Below are 21,376 nucleotides of genomic sequence, written 5' to 3' on the forward strand. Positions count from 1 at the left end.
ACGAAAGGAGAGGTTGATGAAGACCGGATTCAAGACTTCTATAGTCTCGCTGGCAATCATCGCCATGCTGGTTGTAGTATCGTCGGCCGTGTCGGCAGTGGACAGGGGACTGGACAAAGGGACATTGAAGGAGATAAAAAAGTCGTTCGAGCTTACTCCGGAAAACAGGGCACTGATGAATGCCATCTCGAACAACGATATTAACGATCTCACTTTCAACAGGGAGATCTATAACGAACATAACGAGATCTATACTGACAAGGTCGAGGCGAAGGGGATCACCAACCAGAAGAGCAGCGGGCGTTGCTGGATGTTCGCGGGGCTCAATATGATGCGCCCGGCTGTGATGAAAAATCTTAATCTCGATGAGTTCGAATTCTCCGAGAATTATCTTTTTTTCTACGACAAGCTGGAGAAAGCGAATCTCTTTTTAGAGGCAGTCATCGAGACAGCCGATCGCGATATCGACGACAGGGAACTTCAGGCTCTGTTCAGGGGCCCCGTACCTGACGGTGGCTGGTGGAATTACTACGTCGACCTGATCGACAAGTACGGTGTGGTCCCGCAGTGCGTCAGTCAGGAGACGAAGCATACCAGTGCCACACGAAGAATGAATGGGATGCTTGACCATATGGCTCGTGTCGATGCTGTCGAACTGAGGAAGATGGTTTCCGGCGGCTCGTCACCCGGGGAGATAAGCGGCCGCAAGGTCGAGATGTTGAAAGATTTCTACAGGGTCCTGGTCCTTCATATGGGCGAACCGGTGGAGAAATTCACCTGGAGGGTCAAGGACAAGGACGACGATGTGATAGAGAAGGTGTACACACCACAGTCTTTCTATAAGGAAGCGGTCGGCGTCGATCTGCAGGAATATGTTGCCCTCTTCGACTACCCGGCCTACGAGTACAACAAATATTACGAGGTGAACTATTGCCGAAACCTGTACGACAGGCCCGACATGGGTTTCATAAATCTCGGCGCTGAGGAGTTGAAGAAATACGCCGTAAGGGCGATCCAAGATGGTGAGCCGGTATGGTTCTCTGCCGACATAGGTAAGGCGAATGACGGTGAGCACGGTATCTTAAAGCCCGGGATGTTCGATTACGATGGCCTTTTCAGCATAGACGGGGATATCTCCAAAGCTGACCTGATACAATTCAGGGGCACCTCTCCGAACCACGCGATGGTGTTTGTCGCTGTCGATCTGAAAGACGGAAAGCCGGTCAAGTGGAAGGTGGAGAACTCCTGGGGGACCAGCCGGGGTTCGGCGGGTTTCTGGGCGATGTACGACGAGTGGTTCTCGAAATATGTTTTCAGTGTGATCGTCCACAAAAAGCACCTGCCTGCGAAGATCGTAAGACTTCTTGATACGGAGCCGCAGAGGATTCCCGCATGGGACCCGATGCGCTCTGCTTTTGATAGGGAGTGATAGTGTTGTTAAGATTGACGATCATTCTTTGTCTTTTTACGTTGGGTGTAACGTTGCCCTCGGGCAGTTCGGCCCAAAGCGATCCTGTTATCAAGGTCATCTACAACAATGTAGTCGATGATGAAGACTTTGAACGCGCCGGGGGATTCAGCTGTGTCGTCGAGGGCCTTGAGAAGACGATCCTGTTTGATACGGGTGGAAACGGCACCATCCTCATGAAGAACATGGCAAAGATGGGGATCGATCCAGGGTCTATAGACCTGGTCTTGTTGTCGCATTTTCACTGGGACCATACCGAAGGCCTGGATGAATTCCTGAAAAAGAACAGCAAGGTGATTGTATTTGCTCCCGCGTCATTTCCGGATGAATGGAAAACGGGACTTCGCCGGAACAAGATCAGGCTTGTCGACGTCAGTGGTCCGATGATCCTCTGTGAGGATGTATTCACGACAGGAGAACGGGGCAGCGAGATAGTCGAACAATCACTCCTGATAAAAACAACGGGAGGTACGATTCTTATCACCGGATGTGCGCATCCCGGCATTGTCAGCATCGTTGAGAAAGCGATGGATCTAACAGGCAAACAGGTGCTTCTGGCGATGGGTGGATTCCACCTGAGAGATCACAGTGAAGAAGAGCTCGGGCAGGTCCTGCAGGGATTCAGCGACCTTGGCGTGGTATACTGCGGCGCGAGCCACTGCACCGGAGACGAACAGATCGCTGCTATAAAAGATGCCTATGGCGAGAGGTATGTGAATACTGGCGTTGGATCGATAATCGATGTCAGCAAGTTCGAGTGGCGGCCGTCGTCAGGCACTGAATCTGGCGAGCAGGCAGACCGAGAGGAGAATCGCGATGACACTCAGTGAAGGATCAAAAGCTCCGGCATTCAACCTGCCCGATCAGAATGGAGATAAACACAGACTGTCGTCGTATAAGGGCCAGTGGGTACTCGTCTATTTCTATCCGAAAGACAACACTTCCGGCTGCACTAAAGAGGCATGTGCGATCCGCGACAATTTCCCCGCCTTCAACAAACTCAGGATAAAGGTCTTCGGTGTCAGCAAGGACTCGGTGGCGAGTCACGCGAGGTTTGCCGGCAAGTACGACCTCCCTTTCACCCTCCTCTCCGATGAGGGCCTCGATATGCTCAAAAAGTATGGAGTCTGGCAGAAAAAGAAGATGACCGGACGCGAGTACATGGGCATCGTGAGGATGTCATATCTGATCGACCCGAAGGGGAAGGTCAAAAAGGCTTATCTGAAGGTCAAGCCGCCAGAGCACGCCGAGCAGGTGCTGGAGGACCTCAAGGGACTCATCTGACGTTCAGGTCTGCTCAGATCCCTGTTTTGTAACAATTCTGCTACAAATCCGCGTTTTGTAGCAATTATGCTACAGTTCCTTGACATGTCGTATCCATGCTGATAGACTGGGCCCAAGTGGAAAAGCAACCTTTGGGACTATTAGACAATACTCGGAAACTGGATGGGAAAATCTCGCTGTAACTTATTTTGCCTATTGGTCATATTATGTCTGCTCTCCAGCCTGATTGTGTTTGTCGGGTGCGATACGGGAGAAAGGACTGCGTCTGGCGGTAATCCGGGGAACCCGGGTAATCCGGAAAAACAGGATTCCAGCAAAACATATCTATTGCTCGATTTCGAGGATTCGGCCGGGGTCGAGTGGGACCAACTCAAGCACTTTGGCCCCATACTGGACTATTCCTGGCGGCCAGCTGGCGAGTATAACCAAAGCGCTGGTGTCTCGTGGGTGAAAGTCTCCGAAGGGTCCGAAAAGGGTGGGGTGAAATACGACCTTACGAAACCCGGAAGAGCAGTGATACCGGTTACGAAGACAACAAGGGTAGCCTGGAGTTGGTATATCGTTGAGAGCAGGGAATCGAATGGACTCTGGATGGTCATATACGTCTCGATTCCCTCTACAGGCACAGAATGTTGGGTGAGATGTGCCAGTTGGCGAAAGTGGACCCACGATGCATTGAATACATATTACGATCCGTACAGGACCTGGATATACCACGAAGAATCGATCTTCGATTATATCAATCGACGTTGGGGGCCGATCGAGGATGGCGACGCGTTGATAGAGTGTATCGGTTTTGGTGTGTCGGGCGCTACGGATCTTGAAGCCAGGCTGGATAATATCTGGATAGGCGAGGCCCCGGCGCCGGTTGATGTGAATACGATTTCTCACAAACAGCAGTATACGCCTAGAAACAGACCCGACCTTGAAGGTTTTTCATTCGGGTATCTTGATGGAGACGACACTCCTGACAGGATAGATATTTATGGGAACAGGCTGGAAGTAATTGCAGGTCGGCAGTTCAGGTATGAAAAGGCTGGTGGTGATACGATCGGAAGTGGCGGCTCAGGGGGAGAGGAAAAAGAAATTCTCCTGAAAGTGGATCTGGGCAGGGACCGGGCGCCGACCAGCGTTTCCATTGTGGATATGAATGACGATGGGGCCAGCGATATCCTTGTTCATTTCGAGGACCTGCACGGCAACAGGCATTTACGAAACAGGATCGTCCAGGGAGGACTCGATGATCTGAGTGGGCAGGATGAGACACTCGAATATAACAACGAAGGATTCTATGGAGCTGATTTCGCCGACCTCGATGGTGATGCCGACATCGATGCTTTCATGATAAATCCGTACGACAGGAAAGGAAGATTCGGAGGGGTGCGTCTTCTTCGCCGCGATGGAGACACGTTCACCGAGTGGACGGATGAATCGGGAGTCGTCAGTGAAAACGCTTTCGGCGGAGCCTTCTCTGATTTTGATGGTGATGGAGACCAGGACCTCTTCGTAGCTTACAAGGCCTATGAAAAGGAAAGGAACCAGGGCCGCCGCCCCTACCTCTATGTCAATGACGGAAGCGGAAAGTTCACGTTCGATCCAGAGCGGATAGATATAGGCGAAGATCTGCTGCTCGAGGGTGTAGTCGCTGCGGATTTCGACAACGACGCTGATATCGATCTCTATCTGGTGGTCAGGGACAGCCTGATTGTCAGAGAAGATGGAAGGTCGGGTGTGAAAATAGTCAGAAGCCGGCTCCTGCTGAACGACGGGAACGGTTATTTTTCTGATAAGACGGATGGCTCGGGGATCTGGCCCGCAGAAAGCCAGTCTGCTATTGCCGGGGATCTGGACCAGGACGGTGATATCGATATCTACCAGATAAATGATAGAACCAGCTCTGTTTATTACAGGAACGACGGTTCCGGCTTTTTCAGGGGAGACTCGTCACATCCCGACTTCACATACAGGGCTGTCAAGGATGTAGCGGCAGCGGTCGGAGGTCTTGCCGTCGACTTCGACTCTGATGGCGATCTGGATATTGCCTTGAGGGATTACTACAAGACAGAGGCTCAGCTTTTATCGAACGGTTGTGCGGATGGTGGATATGTAAAGGTCAGGCTGCGTGGATTAAATGGCAACAGCGCCGGTATCGGGGCGAAGGTCTATCTATACGAGGCGGGGTCGATGTGCCGTCCGGACCACCTCGTAGGATTCAGGGAGATCCGCTCAGGCAGGGGGTTCGGGATGCATGGGCCACCTGTTGCTCATTTCGGGATCGACAGTCTGCAGACGGTCGACCTGTTTGTCGTGTTTCCTTCCGTGGACGGTAACCCGCCGGTACAGGTAGCGATGTATGGAGTAAAAAGGAACAGCTCTCTCTATATCGTTGAAACGGACAACGCGTTGTTGAAGATATGGTATTCCTGGCCTGCCGCGCGGTTCAGGTATCTTTTCGTCTCTGGGCTGTTCAGAGTTCCGGCGTGGGTATTCTTTCTCGTGCTTTTTGTGGTCCTTTCGATGGCAGGATTGAGTGTGAGAGCGAAGCTCGACAGCGCCGCAGCACGAAGGATCCAGTTAGTTGTCTGTTCCAGGGGGGCATTGTTCTGGATCGTTGGATTCGCGATCCTTTTAGTCGCCATTTCGTTTTACAGATCCTGGCTGTGGTCGGTACCCTCTGTCCTGGGTTCCTTTGTGATAATCGCTACCGACCATGACCTGGGCAGGGTCATCCGAAGGCTCACGGGAGTGAAGCGCGATTCCGAGATGGAAGAGACCCTGTTGGTTCAAAAGCTATCCCGGATCCTTCATGCTGAGCAACGTTTCAGTTTTCTGATAGATTTTACGAACGCCGACTCGTCTGTAGTCGAGAAGTACAGATATATTCTCGATGCCGGCCTCGATGACCTCGACAGGACTGTCGAGATGATGCGTCATGTATTCCCCAGTCATAATGGATGGAAGGAAGCGGCTCGCGACCTGGATGTACTGAAGGAAATATTCCGGTCATATATCGCGGTGTATGAGTTGGGGGATGAATCTGCCTACAACGGGTTGAACGGGAAATACAGAAAATCGATCGACAGCTTTCTGGGCACTCTCCGTGAGGTAAGAGAGATTCTCAGGGTAAGGCAATCTGTCGATATTAATGGAGAGTGGGAAAGTCTGATCCAGGGGCGCAAAGATGATCTAAAAGAATCGGGCATTGAGTTGTCTGCTAATCTGGCCGAAGTTGCGGGGACAGGAGTCCACCTGACTGCGGGAGAATTCAGAGATATATTCAGTAACCTTCTGACAAATTCGATCTGGGCCGTGTCGGATACCGATGACAGGCGCATCAGGGTAGAAACGTCAAAAGACCGTATGCATCTCAAGGTGCGGTGGCTTGACTCCGGGCGTGGAATCGATCCGGAGATCAGGGAAATTCTTTTTTCCAGAGATGTGAAATCACAGAGGCCGGGTGGCAGGGGGCTGGGATGTCATATAGCAGGGCAGATCATCAAAGTGAGGAGGGGGCGCATAAGGGTCGAAGATCCGCCTGCTGGATGGAGCACGTCTATAGTGATAAAATTTATCAGAACGAAGTGAGGATCAGATGATCGAAATGAGGAATTCCGGGGAGATGCTCAGGCCCAGAGTGCTTATCGTAGACGATGAGGTCGATTTCATTCAGAGAGCGACGCGGTTGCTGAGTGTCGATTATGAGCTCGAAGCGGCAGATAGCTGGAAGGCGGCAAAAAAGATTATTGAGAGCAGACCTGTCTCTGCCCTGCTGCTCGACTATGACCTTAAGGACGGTTGGGACGGTCTTGACATAATTAAGGAACTCAGAAAATCTGGACCATTGTCGCTGGCAATCATCCTTATATCTAAGTTCATGAGCGAGGATCTCAAGCTTACCGGGCACGAAAAAGGCGCCGACTATTGTATGTCGAAAGCTGCTGATGATGAGGAGATGAAAAGGGAGATTTCCAACGCGCTAAAACAGAACCTGGCGAAAAGAAAACTGCTTGTTCACGAAAAGGAAGAACTGGATAAGCTTGTCGTACCTGTTTTTAAATCTCAATCCATGAATAAATTACTGGGCCAACTCTCAGGGTTCATCAATACGAATGAGAATATATTTATCACGGGCGAAAAGGGATCAGGCAAGGGGGAGCTTGCCAGGTGGATACATCACAAGAGTAGCAGGAGCAATAATATCCTCACCGAGATAATTCTGCCAGGGCTGCAGGAGAATATGTTTACTACCGAGATGTTCGGGTTTGAAAAGGGTTCCCACACCCAGGCGGATAAGATGAAGCCGGGTCTTTTGGAGGTGGCAGATAAGGGGTCGATGATTCTCGATGAAATCGGTGAATTGAGGATGGATCTGCAGCCCAAACTTCTGGGAGTGATCGAGAAAAAACCATTTATGAGGATGGGGGGAACAGAGCCCATTCCATTTGATGTACGATTTATTACACTGACCAACCATGATGATATTGAGGAGCGGGTCGGAGGCGGCGCCTTCAGAGGAGACCTCTACGACAGACTCAAGACCTGCCATCTGCATATGCCGCCACTTCGAGAGAGGCGGGAGGATATTCCGGAGATCGCGGAAAGTATCTTAAAAAGGGTAAAGAAGGAAATAAAACGACCGGATATAGAAGGCTTTGACGACTCCCTGATGAAAATCATGCTTGAGCACGACTGGCCGGGAAATGTCCGCGACCTGGAGATCTGGATAAAGTCGGGTGTGATCAACGCCAATGGTGTGACGATAAAGATCGGCGATGTGGAGAAGTCAGTGAGGATCGACCGGGGAAAAGCCAGCCAGCTTCCATTCAAGGAAGACTGGTATTCGATGACTCTCGACAAGGCGACCGATCATGCACAGAAGCTGCTGATAGAACATGTTCTTGCCGAGACAAGGGGGAACATGACCAAAGCGGCCGAAAGGCTTGGTATTCACCGGGGAGGCTCGTACAGATACTGCAAGCGGCTCGGAATAGATTATAAGAAATTCAAAAAAGACGACGAAACCGAAAAATAGTTTTATACTACCCATACAGTTTGCCGGGGATCTGTAACAAATCTGCAACAATGTAGCAATTCTGCTACAAACTAAAACCCATATCTGTCAAGAGTTAGCGCCGGGTTCCTGGCGTTGTAGCAGTATTGTTACAATGCCGATAAATATGGGGTAAAACACCCAGATTAACAGACAGCCAACAATCGTATAACAGCCTGTAATAAAAGACGATACCCCCTATTACTTGAGCGCTCTTCGGCCAGATATTTCCGGAACATCGATTGCATTGCTACAAGTCAGGAATCGAGCAGCAGGGTCACAGGGTCCAGAGAGTAGGAATTCGCCATTCCTGCCAGTCCGGTCGGGGCGGGCGATCCTGAGGGGGAAAGCCCCTGCCTGGTCAGGGGCTTTTTTATCGATTCCAGGACAAATACAAAAGATAAAGGCATCACCAGCGTTAAGTAGAGTTTTCCAATCGGAGGGGATATCAGTTTGGGACTCGCCATTCACGCTCGAAAGAGCGGGGTCCCTTTAACGCCCCCCGGGTGACCGGGGGGCGTGAGGAATTGAATACCGAGTCTACTCAGAATCCGGGAAAGAATGGACTTGAAGGGAGGTGTGAACAGGATTCCGGAACCGAGACATTCATCAGGGATATCCAATTGAAGGTTAAAGGGGGCGACAATGCGCAAGGTATTAGCAGTAATATTATTATTTGTCGGTTTATTCACAATGGCATCGGCAGTGTTCAGTGAAGATGGGATGATCGAAGTCATATCCGTCAACTATTCCAATGGTACAACAGCATTCAGGGATCCTACGGGTATAACGTTTGATGGGACATGGATCTGGATGACTGAACAGCATGCAAGTGGTACTCCTCTGTACAAGATCGATCCTTCCACGATGGAGGTCGTCGAGACCAGATATCTTTCACTTAGTAACTGCTGCATCCAGGGACTTGCGTGGGATGGTCAGTATATTTGGATTTCGGGCAATGGATACACTATCTATCGCTATGATCCGGAAACCGACGTGTTAGAACATACATGCACAAGAGGTTCCGTTCCTCAGGCCATTGGAATGGCCTGTGTCGGTAGTGAACTTTATGCTACCGCGTGGTATGGGGGGCTTTCTGGTGATCTTATGTCCCTGAATCCTTACGACTGCGCATATGATATTGATTTTGAGTTTGAACCTGAGATGTGCGGCTCATATGGACTCGCGAACAATGGGGAGAATTTCCTCGTTTGTGCCAGAGATGAAGCTGATCTTAGCTATCCCAAAAAGATTTACGAATATTCACCCAGTGGTGAACTTCTCCAGAAATATGGGACATTTGAATCAAGAGGAGCATATGACCTTGCCTGGGATGGGGAGTTTGTCTGGGTAGCTCACTATGGTTCGATGTACGTAGCAGACGGTGCGGTCATGAAGGTGCGTCTGGTATCGCCGATTGAGGTATTCGCTGACATCAGGCCTGCCTCCTGCCCAAATTCCTTCAATCCAAAGAACAACGGTGTACTGCCAGCCGCGATAGTCGGTACGACGGATTTCGATGTAGATATGATCGATCCGTCTACAATCAGGCTCGAGGGAGTTCCTGCCCTGAGTTGGAAATATGAAGACGTAACGACTGTTCCTGTTCCGGGGGAGTGCTCAACGGAAGGTCCGGATGGCATTGCTGATTTTTTCGTAAAATTCAATTCGCCGGAGATCGCAGCTGTATTGGGTGATGTAGAGGCGGATGATATTGTTCCGCTCGAATTGTCCTTTACTCTCTATGACGGGCGGAGTCTTGCGGCCTCCGATCTGGTGATCATCAGAGGATTCCAGGGCAATGCAACTGATAACAGGACCAACAAGAAGCTGATAGTGTCTGTCAGCAGTGCTCCTGGAGAATCGGTTCAGAGAATCAGTTTTAATCTTCCTGTTGCATCGACAGTCAGAGGTTCTGTATATGATGTCCGGGGCCGGCTTGTGAAAAGGGTCGTAGATTCATATCACCAGGCTGGACTTCACACGGTGAACCTGGATTCTTCAATGTTCACGAATGGAGTATATTTCCTCAGACTGGCTGCAGGAGATGAGGTCGTCAATCGCAAGATCATAATTATACGTTGATGGTAAGTGTAATCATTAAGGCAGCGCCCCTGATTTGGGGCGCTGTCATCCCAATGTTTTTGATGGGTGTCAGGCTTGGACTTTGTGTTAGTTACTTTTCCGGCGGCTTCTTCTATTGCATAATATATGGCATCTCCGTTAGTATCGGCAGGGATAGCGATAATATTCCAATGATTCGAACGGGACTGAATGATCGAACTCGAAAAATACGAGATTCTGGAAGAGATAGGCCGTGGGGGGATGGCTATCGTCTACAAGGCGAAGCACAAGCTTCTGCACAGCCACGTCGCGATCAAGGTCCTTTTTCCCCAGTTCACCCACGATGAAGAATTTCTCAAGAGGTTCATAAACGGCGCCCGCAGTGCCGCGCATCTCAAACACGATAACATCATTCCTGTGTACGATGTCGGCGACGAAGACGGTAACTACTACATAGTGATGGAGTGTCTCGAGGGCGAGGGCCTCGACGAGAAGATAAAACGTGAAGGAAAATTCTCCGAGGAGGAGATCGAATCTATTATGCGCCCTCTGGCCGGGGCCCTGGACTATGCCCACAAGAGGGGTGTAATACACAGGGATATAAAAAGTTCGAATATCTTTCTCGCCGAGGGTGGTCGGGTCGTCCTGATGGACTTCGATATTGCCAAGGCATCGGACCTTACCGTCAATTTGACGCAGGACGGCACTCTATTAGGTACGCCCGCATACATGAGCCCCGAGCAGGCAAGGGGAGAGAAAGTCGAGTTCACGAGCGACATCTATTCATTCGGAGTGGTCCTCTACGAGATGGCTACCGGTCAGGTGCCGTTCACAGGTGAGAGTACATTTTCCGTACTGCATCAGATAGCGATGGGTGATCCTTCCCCTCCAAGAGAGATCAATCCGGTAGTCAGCGCTAATCTGGATAAGAGGATCCTCTGGTGCATGGAGCAGTTGCCTGGCGACAGGCCTGGTAGTGTGGGGGAGATATTCAGCGCGGAGCCATCGGGTGACGGGAAAAGGAATGCGGAGAAATCTGATATAAAGGCTGATAAAAAAGCTGAGAAGAAGGCCGCGAAGCAGAAAGCCGCAGAAAAAAAGGCCGAAAAAAAGAAGGCGGCTGCCGAGAAGAAAGCTGCAGCCGAAAGAAAAGCAGAGGGAGAAAAGGATACGGGATCAGTCTCGGGAGTAAGTGAGACGAATTCGGAGCTTCTTGATACTGCAGTTTTAAGCTCACGAGTCGATAATATTGAAAAAGCACTGCAGACCGCTTACGTTCCACCGGCGACAAAAAGTCAACCGACAAAGAGCCAGCCAACCGAAAAATCCAAACGTCAAAAAACCAGGTTCAGGATGCCACGTTTGGCGAAAAGAGTTGTCTGGATCATCGTGATCATCATAGCTGCAGTATTAATAAAAGAAAATATGTTCCCGGAGAATTACAATTTCGGTGTAAAAGCTATTTTCTCGGCGAGCGAGTCCTCGGGGGAATTGCCCCCTCCATTGACGGCTCCGCTGGAGCTCTCTAAAAACGACGAAGGAAGAGTCCGGAGCCTCCACCGTGATGCCCTGGAAAAGATCGATGACGGCGATATCCTGAAAGCGGTGGAGAAACTGGCAGAGATACGCAGGATCGATCCAGGAAATGATCTTGCTCAAAAGGGTATGCAGAGAATTTATGACTGGCATCTTGCGAAAGCACAGAATATGCTTGCGGGAGGTAATTTCCCCGGATACGAAAACTTTATGGATAGGGCCGTTTCATACTGCCCCTCTATGAAGATGGATAACCTGTGCCAGCGGGCAAGGGTGTATCAGAATAGCAGAAGATTTATTGGAAAGGGAGATACGAATTCCGCGGCGGTCTATTTCAAGATTCTTGGGGTCCACGCGGAGACGATGAAGGACTGGGTAAGTGACAGGCTTTGACAGTCTGTCTTAACAGGCAACAGAAAAAGGACGGCGATTTGGATATTCAGTTCGGTTCAAAGACGGTAACTGGAAGAAGAAAGAGCAACCAGGACAGCATCTTCTTCATGCAGCAGAACGACTGTTTCATCGCGGCGGTAGCAGACGGCATGGGTGGATATGGTGGTGGAGAGGTGGCGAGCCGGATAGTGGCCGATGTCTGCAGGGAAAAATTTATGATGTTTTCCACTGCACCTGAAAAGGAACAGCTCGAAAGGACCATCCTGAAGATAATTGCCAGTTCGCAGGAGCATATAAAAATGAAATCGGTTGAAAAGGAAGAACTCAGTAAAATGGGTACGACCCTTACAGTCGCCATCGGTTGCATGGGCGAGTATGTCGTCGGAAATATAGGGGACAGCAGGACATACCTTATCTCCGGAGACTGGATAGAGCAGCTGACGAAGGACAACTCGATGGGGCAGGAGTATCGCGAAAAGTTTTCCGAGGAGGAAAGAGACAGCGGTCTTCTCCAGAAAATAAGCCATGCTCTGACAAAGTCTCTTTCCGGCGGTGAGGACGAGGCGGATATCTACCCTGGCGAGGGGCGCAGATATACATTCAGAAGAAACGATAAGCTGGTCCTCTGTTCCGATGGGCTGATCCTCGACAAGATCGGAGACACGGGACCCGAGATATTGAGGATCATGGGTATGGACGGTTCCCATGATGAGGCGGCTGAAGCTCTTGTGAACTGGGCCTATGAAAACGAATCGTCGGATAATATATCGGTGATAGTAGTTGCGGCCGGGGAATAATCGATCCCAGTGAGGGAATGATTCAGTCTCAGCCATAGGATGCTTTCGTCGGTATCGGGAAATATCAGTGATAAAAAGGGCGAGGCCATGAGGGACTCGCCCTTTGTCTTGGCTGTTGCCCAGCCAGGACGCAATAAACTACGTGAAGCTAGAATGCCACTCCCCCGCGGAGTATGAATCCAGGTCCGTATGTCATTTCGAATTCATCATTACCGCCGGCCGGAGCGCCGGTGATGCCTGCCATGATCAGCCAGTTGAAATTTTTCTCGGTGAGGATGACCAGCTCGAACGTACCATTGATTATGAGATAGCCCGAGGAATCAGCAGGTCCGATGGCGCCAAGCTTGCCGTAACTGATCCCGAAACCCGGCCTGAACAGGAGGTTCGACCCATCCTGTTGTATCCAGGCCTTGATCATAAAGCCGAGTTCGATCATCGAAGCAGAGTCGTCGTAGCCGCTGAAATTGCTGAAGCCGCCGACAACGCCGCCCGAGATCTTCGGCCCGAGTTTATAATCGAGTCCTCCGCTGAAGCTGAAGCTCAAGTCCGTTTCAAATTCCCTTCCTTCTACCCAGAAAGTACCCGGGCTTAAAAGTCCGATCTGGACGTTGATCGTGGTCTCTCTTTCGAGGAAATCGTACGCCATGGCCGGAGAAACGACTACCATCGCGAGCAGTGACACAAGAGCAATGAGTTTTGATAAACGCATCATATGACCCTCCTCTGTTGATGGGAAAACACCTCATTTGTATCTTGAAACTCCTTAAGGCGAGGATATGTTCGCTGCAATAAGATTGTCAAGGGATTGCTTGGTTTCCTGCGGGGCAGTCGTGGAGCAATCGCATCCCTAAACACCTTGACACCTGTCTGGTCATCAAATAATCTGAGGGCGTCGAAGAGTGGGATCCCCGCGTCGACAGGGACAGTATTCAGGTTACATTCACAATTGTTCAAGGAGGGAATCTTGAGACATTCGCTTATCGTAGTTCTTGTATTATTGATGACAGCATCTTCCGCGATGGCCCAGCATGTGGAGCAGGGCGACAAGGAAATTCAGGTCAACGCATTTTTCTTTGCGGTATCCGGAGTGTCCATGCTCAATCTGAGCGGCATTTACGGATATTATAAGACAGCAAAACTGGAGCTCGGAGGCGGCCCATCGATCAGTTATATGAGCTACGGCAGTGAAAGTAATACGACGATCGGCCTGACATTCTTCGGAAGGTACAACCTTACCGCGCGTGACCAGATAGTACCGTACATCAGTGCCCAGTTTTATCAGTATGACATCGCGCCTGAGGATCCCCTGGGGTTCGCCGACTATGCCTTTGTCCAGTGCGGTGGTGGATTCAAGTACTTCATCAATGAGTACATAGCATACGACGTGTCGGGTAACCTTGGTTTCAGTCTCGGTGGCGGAGAGGTCAGTTTCATCGCCGTCGGAGGACTGTCTGCATTTTTCTAGAATGGACCATATAATGAGAAGAACCGCTGTTTTACTTGTGGTCGCGATGACTGTTGTAGCCATTATCATGCCGGCGAACGGCAGCGCGGTTGAGCTTTATCTCGAACACAGGGTGCCGACTGCATCAAAAGAGATAACAGCGATCGCCTTCAGCTCTGGAAGTGTTGGAGCAGCATCCGGAAATCTGGGTCTGGTGGTGGCGTATGGGACCGGAGACGGGTCTGTCTTTGTCCTTGATCTGAAGGCAGCTGATGGGGGTGGTGGCAGATACGTTTTCGATTCTGGCGGGAAAAAAATAACAGCGATAGAGTTCAGCCCTGACGGTAGATACCTGGCTATCGCGGCGAAAAAGAAGTCAGTCTGGCTTGTGGTTCTCGGTGATAACGAGGATCGCCTGGAGTTGAAAGAGGCAAAGGGCCGGGTCGACGTTCTCGCGTTCAGTGAGGATGGACGATATCTCGCGGCCGGGGGCGACAGGAAGGATATTTTTGTCTGGGAGATTCCATCGGGACAGTCCCGTTCTGTTTTAAAGGGTCATGACGATGATGTGCTGGCTATCGCGTTTCACGGCGGAGAGAAAAGAATGATCTCTGCCGGGCGGGATAACATGATGATCATCTGGGACGCGGCATCGATGAGTATCCTGAGGAAGTACGAGCTCGAAGCGCGGACGATGGATGGTTCGGGTATCGATATTACAGCAGCCGAGGTGAGCGCGGACCGGAACTTTCTTGCCGTGGCTGTCAACGAGCACATGTTGAAAAAGGGTGGTAGAGGGATGATATTCAGATATCACCTCGCATTCTTTGATATTTCGAGGGGTGTTCTGCTGAAGATGCTTGAGGAGAACAACCGTAAGATAGAAAGGTTCGCTCTATATCCGGGCAATTGTTTCGTGGCGTTCGACAACTCGACACTTCAGACTCACACGCTCGCGTTTCGGAATATCGAGTCAGGCAGTGTGGATCTTTCTTATTCGATGAATTCGGAATTCCGGTTTCTCGAATTCTCCCCCGATGGGCGATGGCTCACAGCTGCCACGGGTCCGTCCGGCAGTGAAAAGAACGCGTCGCTGAATCTGTGGAGCGTCGATTACGACATGCCGGCATCAGGATGTTTCTCCGGTCGTGTGAGGCTCACATCGGACAGTGAACCGCTGTTGAAGGGTGCCTCTCAAAGAATAGCCGCCGTTGTGCCTTTTTCGGTGAGTGGGACTGATGAGGAGCTGGGGCGGGCCGCTGGCCATTTTCTCGAAAGCGCCCTGGCGGGAGTTCCCTGGCTGAGGCTGGTGGAGCGTTCCCGCGTCGATGAGATACTGAAGGAACTGAAGCTCCAACAGAGCGGGTATATCGATCGGGGTTCGGCTGTCGAAGCGGGCAGGCTTCTTGGCGCGGGACTTATCGTGACGGGAAATATCGATCGTGTAGGGGCCGACCTGGTCGTTTCTACGAGAATCATAGATGTCAAGACTGGCGAGATACTTGGGACCAGGCAGGTGCACTGCGCGCAGTGTGGGGCCGATGACATATTCGATGCCATAGATGTCCTGGCAGGAGCACTGGTGGAGCGTTGAATCACGAACAATAGTCGGAAGCCCTTGTGGAGCGTTGACTTTTCATGTGATCTGATTTTATACTGGTTATCCTGAAGATGAACCAGGAGGATGACAGATGGGAAATCCTGCAGCAAGATTAGGCGATATGGCGAACGATTGCGCCGACCCTGTCGACACTCCGACCGGGACCGTCGTTGCAGCGGGAACGGTGATGATCAACAAGATGCCCGCGGCAAAGCAGGGCGACCAGATCGTCGGAGTCGATGTACATATTATCATGATCCCTACGCCTGGTGGCCCGGTGCCGACTCCCCTTCCACACCCTTTCATGGGAATCATAGACAACGGCCTGTCATCATCGGTCAAGATAATGGGGATGCCGGCGGCGACAGTCAACAGCACCGCGACTAATACGCCCCCGCATATCCCGCAGGGTGGCCCCTTCCAGAAACCTCCCGCGAACATGGCCAAGATAATCCTGGGTAGCCCCAATGTCATGATAGCCAATGGTGGCGGAGGAGGGGGCGGAGGAAGTGGCAGCGGTGGAGCGAATGCCGCGACACAGGCTGCAGCTGTAGAGGCAAAGGAAGGCCATTACCTTAATGTCAGTGTAGTGGACAAGGGTGGCAAGCCGGTCACAGGGCCGAAGGTGACGATCAAAGCGCCTGACGGAAGGATCACAGAAGGAGTCCTGACGGGAAAGATAGAAAGAGGCGGAGTGCCCGAAGGTGACCACGAGATCGCCCTGAGCGCGATAGTAAAGGCTGCCTGGTCGGTCCGTGAGGCGGCAGTCGGCGACAAGGTGAAGATGGAAGTGGAGACGGTCGGGATCGAGTCGGGTGAGAAAGCTACTCTGCGGATCTTCATCAAGGATGCCAATTTTGCCGACCATCCCTTCGAATCGATAGAGACGAAAGTCGATTCGGACAAGATCGAACACGAATGGGAACTCAGGGTAGATGAAAAACTGTTCGACGCGCAGGAGTACAAGGAAGGGAAGAACTACTCGAGCCCATACTACTATTTCGTGGTCGAGACCGCCGGTATCAAGCAGAGGTCGGGCCTTTTGAAATACAAGGACTGGCTCGAGCTCGAGTTGAAGGATGATGAAGGCAACGCCCTGGGTGGGGCCGAGTACAAGGTGCATCTGCCCAGCGGCCGCATCGTTACGGGGACCCTGGACGGTAACGGTTACGCCAAGGTGGAGAATATCCCTCCCGGTGAAGTAAAAGTCACATTCGACGCCGGATAAGATTAAGCAGCTACTAATATTTAAGGTATAGATATGGCGAAGACACATGCCAAGGCAGTCTTTTCACTGAACCGAAAAGTCGTCGACGTCCTTGAGTTTGGGGAGGAGTTCTACACAAAGGGATCCCCGGTCTTCATGCCATCCAAGCCGGATGAGGCCGATCAGGGGAAGATACCGGGTATCAAGGGGCTGGCGGCAACATACAAACAGTTCGAATTCGATTCCCGCAAGAGACTTGTCGTTGTGGGACACACAGATACCGGCGGTGATATAAAGAAGAATTTTGAGCTTGCATCAGCGCGCGCGGAAGCGGTCGTATGCCTTCTTGCCGGAAATGTGGACCGTTGGGCCGAGATCTCGGAAAAGGGCCAGAAGGTCGAGGATATTAAACGTATTCTCAATCACTTTCACTTCAACCGGAAGAACTGGAAGTGCAATCCTCCCGATATAAACGACAAATGGGACGGTAATAATGAACAGGGTATTCTCGATGCCACAAAGAAATTCTTTAAAGCCTACAACAAGACACACAGGCCCAGGATCAGCATGGCGCTTGTCGACGGTTCGATAAAAACAGACAAGAAATGGCCAAAGGATGTGTGGAAAGCTGTATTCAGATTATACCTCGAGGAAATGTGTACAGCCCTGAGCATAAAATGGAAATCATACAAAAAGAACCCGAATATAAAGAAGAGAATCAAAAGCGAAATAAAATTTATCCTGGACACAAAGAAGTCTGTCGGATGCGGCGACTCCTTCCCCATGACGGAGCCCAAATTCAAGAGTAATTATCAACAGGACAAATTTCGTAGAGTCGAGCTGCTTTTCTTTAACGGGAAGGATATTAATCAGAAGACGAACCGGATCGGTTCGCGTGTCTTTGCCTGCATGGTGGGTGGTACGACAAAACACACATCTGCAGGTCCGCCAAAATGCCCTCTATGGTACAACAACCATCTCTATGCAAGCTACATAGATCCTGAGAAAGACCTGAAAGCTGTTGCCTATCATATGGCCTTCACCTACATCGATCAGGTCAAGGTAAAAGACAAGAAGCCGACTGTACAGAAAGTGCCTGCCGGTCTTAAGATCGAGGCATATTTCTACAAGAAAGTCGGAAAGACGAAACAGAAAAAACCTGTAAGGTCAGTGATAAAGTTCAGTGATGGCGTGTACACTGTAAAGGTCGAGGGTGCCCCTAAACGAAATAATATTCATTTCGAATTCGACACAAAATTACCATCTGCTCCCGACAAATCAAAATGGGTCTTTACGAGCGACTCGAACGCTGCTCCGAAGATCACGGCCAAGGTAAACAACGAAGTCAAGGCACTGCGGGCACCGGATAAATACGCGGACTACATAAAGTACTATGACCTTCCGAAGGAATGGTCATCGGAGATGTACTGGACGAGGTACAAGTCCCGGGGAAAAGACAAGGGCGGCCGATTCAAGACGGTCATGAAAAATCTTAAGCTGAAACCTTACGGCAAGAAGAAGACAAAGGCGGACAATCCTCTGACTTTCTCCCTGGACGATATCGTGCTGATCGACAGCAAGGGGAGACAGAACATAAATGACCCGAAAAACAGGACTCCCAAAGATAAGAAAAAAAGTAATGCTTTGACCAGCCTGTCGGGCTATTCCCGGGTTTCGTTGTTCCATGTCACCGGAGAGGAGTTCCTCCTTTACAAGCCGATGACGAATTATCCAGCGCTTACTGATTTTAAATTCAAGCGGAACCTGATAACTGACCTGCCTGTCGATGGCGTAGCGCGCCTGGTGATATTTGCCAATGACTTCTACAGCGTGTCAGGCAAGCGCACCGAAATAAATCCCAAATTCAAGGCCGGTAAGCATGTCCTCGGTTGTCGCGCCGCGGTCCTCGGCGATCCGGAGCATCACTTCGGAACCAGAGTACGGGCGGAAATCTTTGCAAAAGGGCAGACGATCACCCTGGCAAATGGAAGCCAGACAGTGACGGGGAACAAAACGAAGTTCCTCTCGGAGCTCAGCCCCGGATTACAGCTCTCTATCTGGATAGGCCCCAAGTGGAGTACCAGGAAATATACGATAGCCTCGATCAAGAACGATACCGAGTTGACCCTGACAGCCGCCCCGCATAACACTGAAGTTGGAGCCGGCAAGGAATTCAAGACCTTTTCCCCCCCCCACCATTGCGTGGACTGCGGCAATTTCCAGCTTCATTATATCCACGAAGGTTGCGTGATCTCCGATCCGGCCAAGGCCGGAGGGCTGAAAGTGCGGTCTTTTCTGCTGATCTACTGGAACGGACGGTATAAAAGATCGGGAAGCTCGGTCGCGAATGCCCAATTGAAGACTTTTGCGAGGGAGGGACCGAAGAACACCAAGGAGCGGTGGGAAGATAAGGGTTATACGATCGAACCTCAGACGGTCGACGCGAATAACAAGGGCAAGTTGCAGATCAAGCCGGTCTTCCATTTTGAGACCAAGTATCCCAATAACGGGGGCAAACATGGCTGCATGGTGACTATTACAAATGATAGTAACGACGGCCAGATGAGCGTTACCTCATCGAAGATGTACAAGAAGAGTTACAAGGTCCCGGCCACCAACGCGGCCAGTGAATATAAAAGAGGAGAAGAGACCGATGTCGATGGAAAGAAATACAAGGAACTGATTATCGCCCATGAATACGGACATGGTACCGGCAAGGATGACGATTACGCGTACGAGGATGGAGAACAGTACGACGCGACTGATAATTTCTTCCACCAATATTATCCTGGGATGCCATATAATTGGGATCAGACATCGATGATGAATTTAACAGCAGCTCCGAGGATGAGACAGGTCTGGAATTTCGTGAACCGCCTCAATGAAGCCGCGTCAGATAATAAGGAATTAAAGGGCCTGCTGGGTGGAACAAGTTACAAGATGGTCCATCGCTTCAATAAGGGTGGCACCGACAAGACCTTCAACTTCTTCCTCGCTTCAACGCCCAACGACTACAGGGATACCTGTAAGCCGGCAAATACAGGAACGACCGCCTTCGTAGCGGGAAAGGCGGCTAAAGCGTTGATACCCGCCATCCCCATAGGTCAGCCGGGAGGGCCGAAGCCGGAAGTGCCTGCCAGGGCAGGGGTACAGGGAAAGGGTAAGCTCGCTCTCGCTCTATATAAGCTCGGAGAAGATGAGACGGCCTGGAGTATCAAGATCTCTGGTGTACCCAATGATGTCCATACCGGAAAGCCATTCGACGGGATATTGGCTGTCTCTATAAATGTCGGAGTAAAGTTCAAAAGCTATAAAGAGAAGACGGGACCTACCACTTACACGACGAACAACTGCAGCAGTGCCTTCAAGAAAGCATGGATGGCGGATTTAAGAAGTCGCATAAAGAAGGAACTGAGTGGCAGGTATTACCTTGAGGGTACTAACGCTGATTTCAAGAAAACATACATCTATTTCTTTCCTGTGGTCCTCGATCTCAAGGCCCTGGCTACTGCTTCAAAACCGGAGGACTTCGGCAAGGCACATTATGTTGTTACAGTGAGAATAAGCAATAACACCATAGTCCCCGAACCGGGCCCTGCCACGGAACTGGAGGTAGGAAATTATTCCTCACGTAAATGGATAGCAAGGTATATGTTCGGGCAGGATGCCACCTGGACAGGGGCCGCGGTGCCGTTTCATTCGAGAGACGAATCACAGCCGGGGGTCAACAGAAAAGTCAAAAATGTTGTGGACGCGCCCTTTAAGCTGGCGGATCTCAACTTTATCAGGGACTGGCTCAGGACTGAGCTGGGAGACAATTCATTTGTCCTTAAAGGCACACCAAAACCCTAGGGAGAATCAAGTGGTAGCTGTGCCTGCGAATAAGATGGTGGAGAAAATCCAAACTATTCGTCCATGGGGAAGGGTTTGAAAAAGCAGAAAGCTTTCCGGCTGATATTAATATTGTTGACGGTGATATGTGTCTCCTGTGCCGGAAGAACCGAAAACGGGATTGAAACAAAGGAACGAACTATGACCTTCAGTCTTGAAAAGAATGTTTATCCGGTCGAATTTTCCAGTTACCAGTGTAATTCATTCGTTCCTGTGGAAGTCAAACAGGAGTGGGAGCTTCTCTGGCAAAAGAGATTCGCAGAGACAGGACCTGAATCGACGATCTCTCCGAGATCTGTCCTTGTCGGGGAATCTGTCATCATCGTGAAAGCGGTTTCGGAGCTGATGATATTCGATCTGGCCGGCAATTTTAAATTCATGGAAAACACAGCAAATCCGACTCCTGTTGTCATGGGTGCCGATGCTGTGGCTTACTTCGATAATGCGGAAGGGCTGGTCTATCAGGATTATGATCAGAAGATCCTGATGGAGAGTGCGGTCCCTGGATTTGGTGCGAGGGCCTATGCCCTGTTGATCAGGCCGACGATCGATGATGTGCTCGGTGTAGTGCAGGACCCCGGCGTCCGTAGCCATCGGGAGAAGAGTTTTTATATCTATCGTTTCCTGTGTCGTGATCTGGAC

The 21,376-nt window shown here is 50.7% G+C and carries 15 protein-coding genes; 13 read left to right on the forward strand and 2 right to left on the reverse strand.

All coding sequences use genetic code 11. The features are described from left to right. The first annotated feature begins 16 nt into the window (after positions 1–16). The 5 genes from KOO63_10995 (at position 17) to KOO63_11015 (ending at position 7,784) form a co-directional block, all read left to right on the forward strand. Positions 17–1,429: a C1 family peptidase gene (locus KOO63_10995; GenBank protein ID MBU8922331.1), complete on the forward strand. Its 1,413-nt coding sequence runs from the start codon at positions 17–19 to the stop codon at positions 1,427–1,429. A 5-nt stretch (positions 1,430–1,434) separates the two neighbouring features. Beyond that, positions 1,435–2,298: an MBL fold metallo-hydrolase gene (locus KOO63_11000; GenBank protein ID MBU8922332.1), complete on the forward strand. Its 864-nt coding sequence runs from the start codon at positions 1,435–1,437 to the stop codon at positions 2,296–2,298. Next, positions 2,285–2,752 (forward strand): thioredoxin-dependent thiol peroxidase, encoded by a 468-nt coding sequence (gene bcp / locus KOO63_11005; GenBank protein MBU8922333.1) that lies wholly within the window; start codon positions 2,285–2,287, stop codon positions 2,750–2,752. Before KOO63_11000 ends, bcp begins: the two co-directional genes overlap by 14 nt. A gap of 195 nt (positions 2,753–2,947) precedes the next feature. Next, positions 2,948–6,337, forward strand: a complete 3,390-nt coding sequence (locus KOO63_11010) for a VCBS repeat-containing protein (protein MBU8922334.1) — start codon at positions 2,948–2,950, stop codon at positions 6,335–6,337. Between the two features lie 7 nt (positions 6,338–6,344). After that, a complete protein-coding gene (locus KOO63_11015; protein ID MBU8922335.1) occupies positions 6,345–7,784 on the forward strand; it encodes a sigma-54 dependent transcriptional regulator in 1,440 nt (479 codons plus the stop codon). A 275-nt stretch (positions 7,785–8,059) separates the two neighbouring features. Here the strand turns inward: KOO63_11015 and KOO63_11020 are convergent, their stop codons facing one another. Beyond that, complete coding sequence (locus KOO63_11020) at positions 8,060–8,269, reverse strand: hypothetical protein (protein ID MBU8922336.1); 210 nt, start codon at positions 8,267–8,269, stop codon at positions 8,060–8,062. A 178-nt stretch (positions 8,270–8,447) separates the two neighbouring features. On the opposite strand from KOO63_11020, the gene KOO63_11025 reads away from it, so the two are divergent. The 3 genes from KOO63_11025 (at position 8,448) to KOO63_11035 (ending at position 12,592) form a co-directional block, all read left to right on the forward strand. After that, positions 8,448–9,887: a T9SS type A sorting domain-containing protein gene (locus KOO63_11025; protein ID MBU8922337.1), complete on the forward strand. Its 1,440-nt coding sequence runs from the start codon at positions 8,448–8,450 to the stop codon at positions 9,885–9,887. A 189-nt stretch (positions 9,888–10,076) separates the two neighbouring features. After that, positions 10,077–11,795, forward strand: a complete 1,719-nt coding sequence (locus KOO63_11030; protein ID MBU8922338.1) for a serine/threonine protein kinase — start codon at positions 10,077–10,079, stop codon at positions 11,793–11,795. Positions 11,796–11,833: 38 nt separating this feature from the next. Continuing rightward, positions 11,834–12,592 (forward strand): protein phosphatase 2C domain-containing protein, encoded by a 759-nt coding sequence (locus KOO63_11035; GenBank protein ID MBU8922339.1) that lies wholly within the window; start codon positions 11,834–11,836, stop codon positions 12,590–12,592. Positions 12,593–12,740: 148 nt separating this feature from the next. Here the strand turns inward: KOO63_11035 and KOO63_11040 are convergent, their stop codons facing one another. Continuing rightward, positions 12,741–13,304 (reverse strand): hypothetical protein, encoded by a 564-nt coding sequence (locus KOO63_11040; protein MBU8922340.1) that lies wholly within the window; start codon positions 13,302–13,304, stop codon positions 12,741–12,743. Positions 13,305–13,556: 252 nt separating this feature from the next. Here KOO63_11040 and KOO63_11045 point away from each other — a divergent pair, with 252 nt between their 5' ends. The 5 genes from KOO63_11045 to KOO63_11065 form a co-directional block, all read left to right on the forward strand. Beyond that, the gene (locus KOO63_11045; protein MBU8922341.1) at positions 13,557–14,057 is read left to right on the forward strand and encodes a hypothetical protein; all 501 of its coding nucleotides are present in this window, start codon (positions 13,557–13,559) and stop codon (positions 14,055–14,057) included. 13 nt (positions 14,058–14,070) lie between these two features. After that, positions 14,071–15,630, forward strand: coding sequence for a hypothetical protein (locus KOO63_11050; GenBank protein ID MBU8922342.1), 1,560 nt, complete (start codon positions 14,071–14,073; stop codon positions 15,628–15,630). 97 nt (positions 15,631–15,727) lie between these two features. Then, positions 15,728–16,864, forward strand: a complete 1,137-nt coding sequence (locus KOO63_11055; protein MBU8922343.1) for a hypothetical protein — start codon at positions 15,728–15,730, stop codon at positions 16,862–16,864. Between the two features lie 33 nt (positions 16,865–16,897). Next, positions 16,898–20,695: a hypothetical protein gene (locus KOO63_11060; GenBank protein MBU8922344.1), complete on the forward strand. Its 3,798-nt coding sequence runs from the start codon at positions 16,898–16,900 to the stop codon at positions 20,693–20,695. Positions 20,696–20,770: 75 nt separating this feature from the next. Next, a partial coding sequence (locus KOO63_11065; GenBank protein MBU8922345.1) for a hypothetical protein occupies positions 20,771–21,376 on the forward strand: 606 nt, incomplete at its 3' end.

This window comes from Candidatus Latescibacterota bacterium, from assembly GCA_019038625.1.
In the GTDB taxonomy this organism is placed as follows: domain Bacteria; phylum Krumholzibacteriota; class Krumholzibacteriia; order Krumholzibacteriales; family Krumholzibacteriaceae; genus JAGLYV01.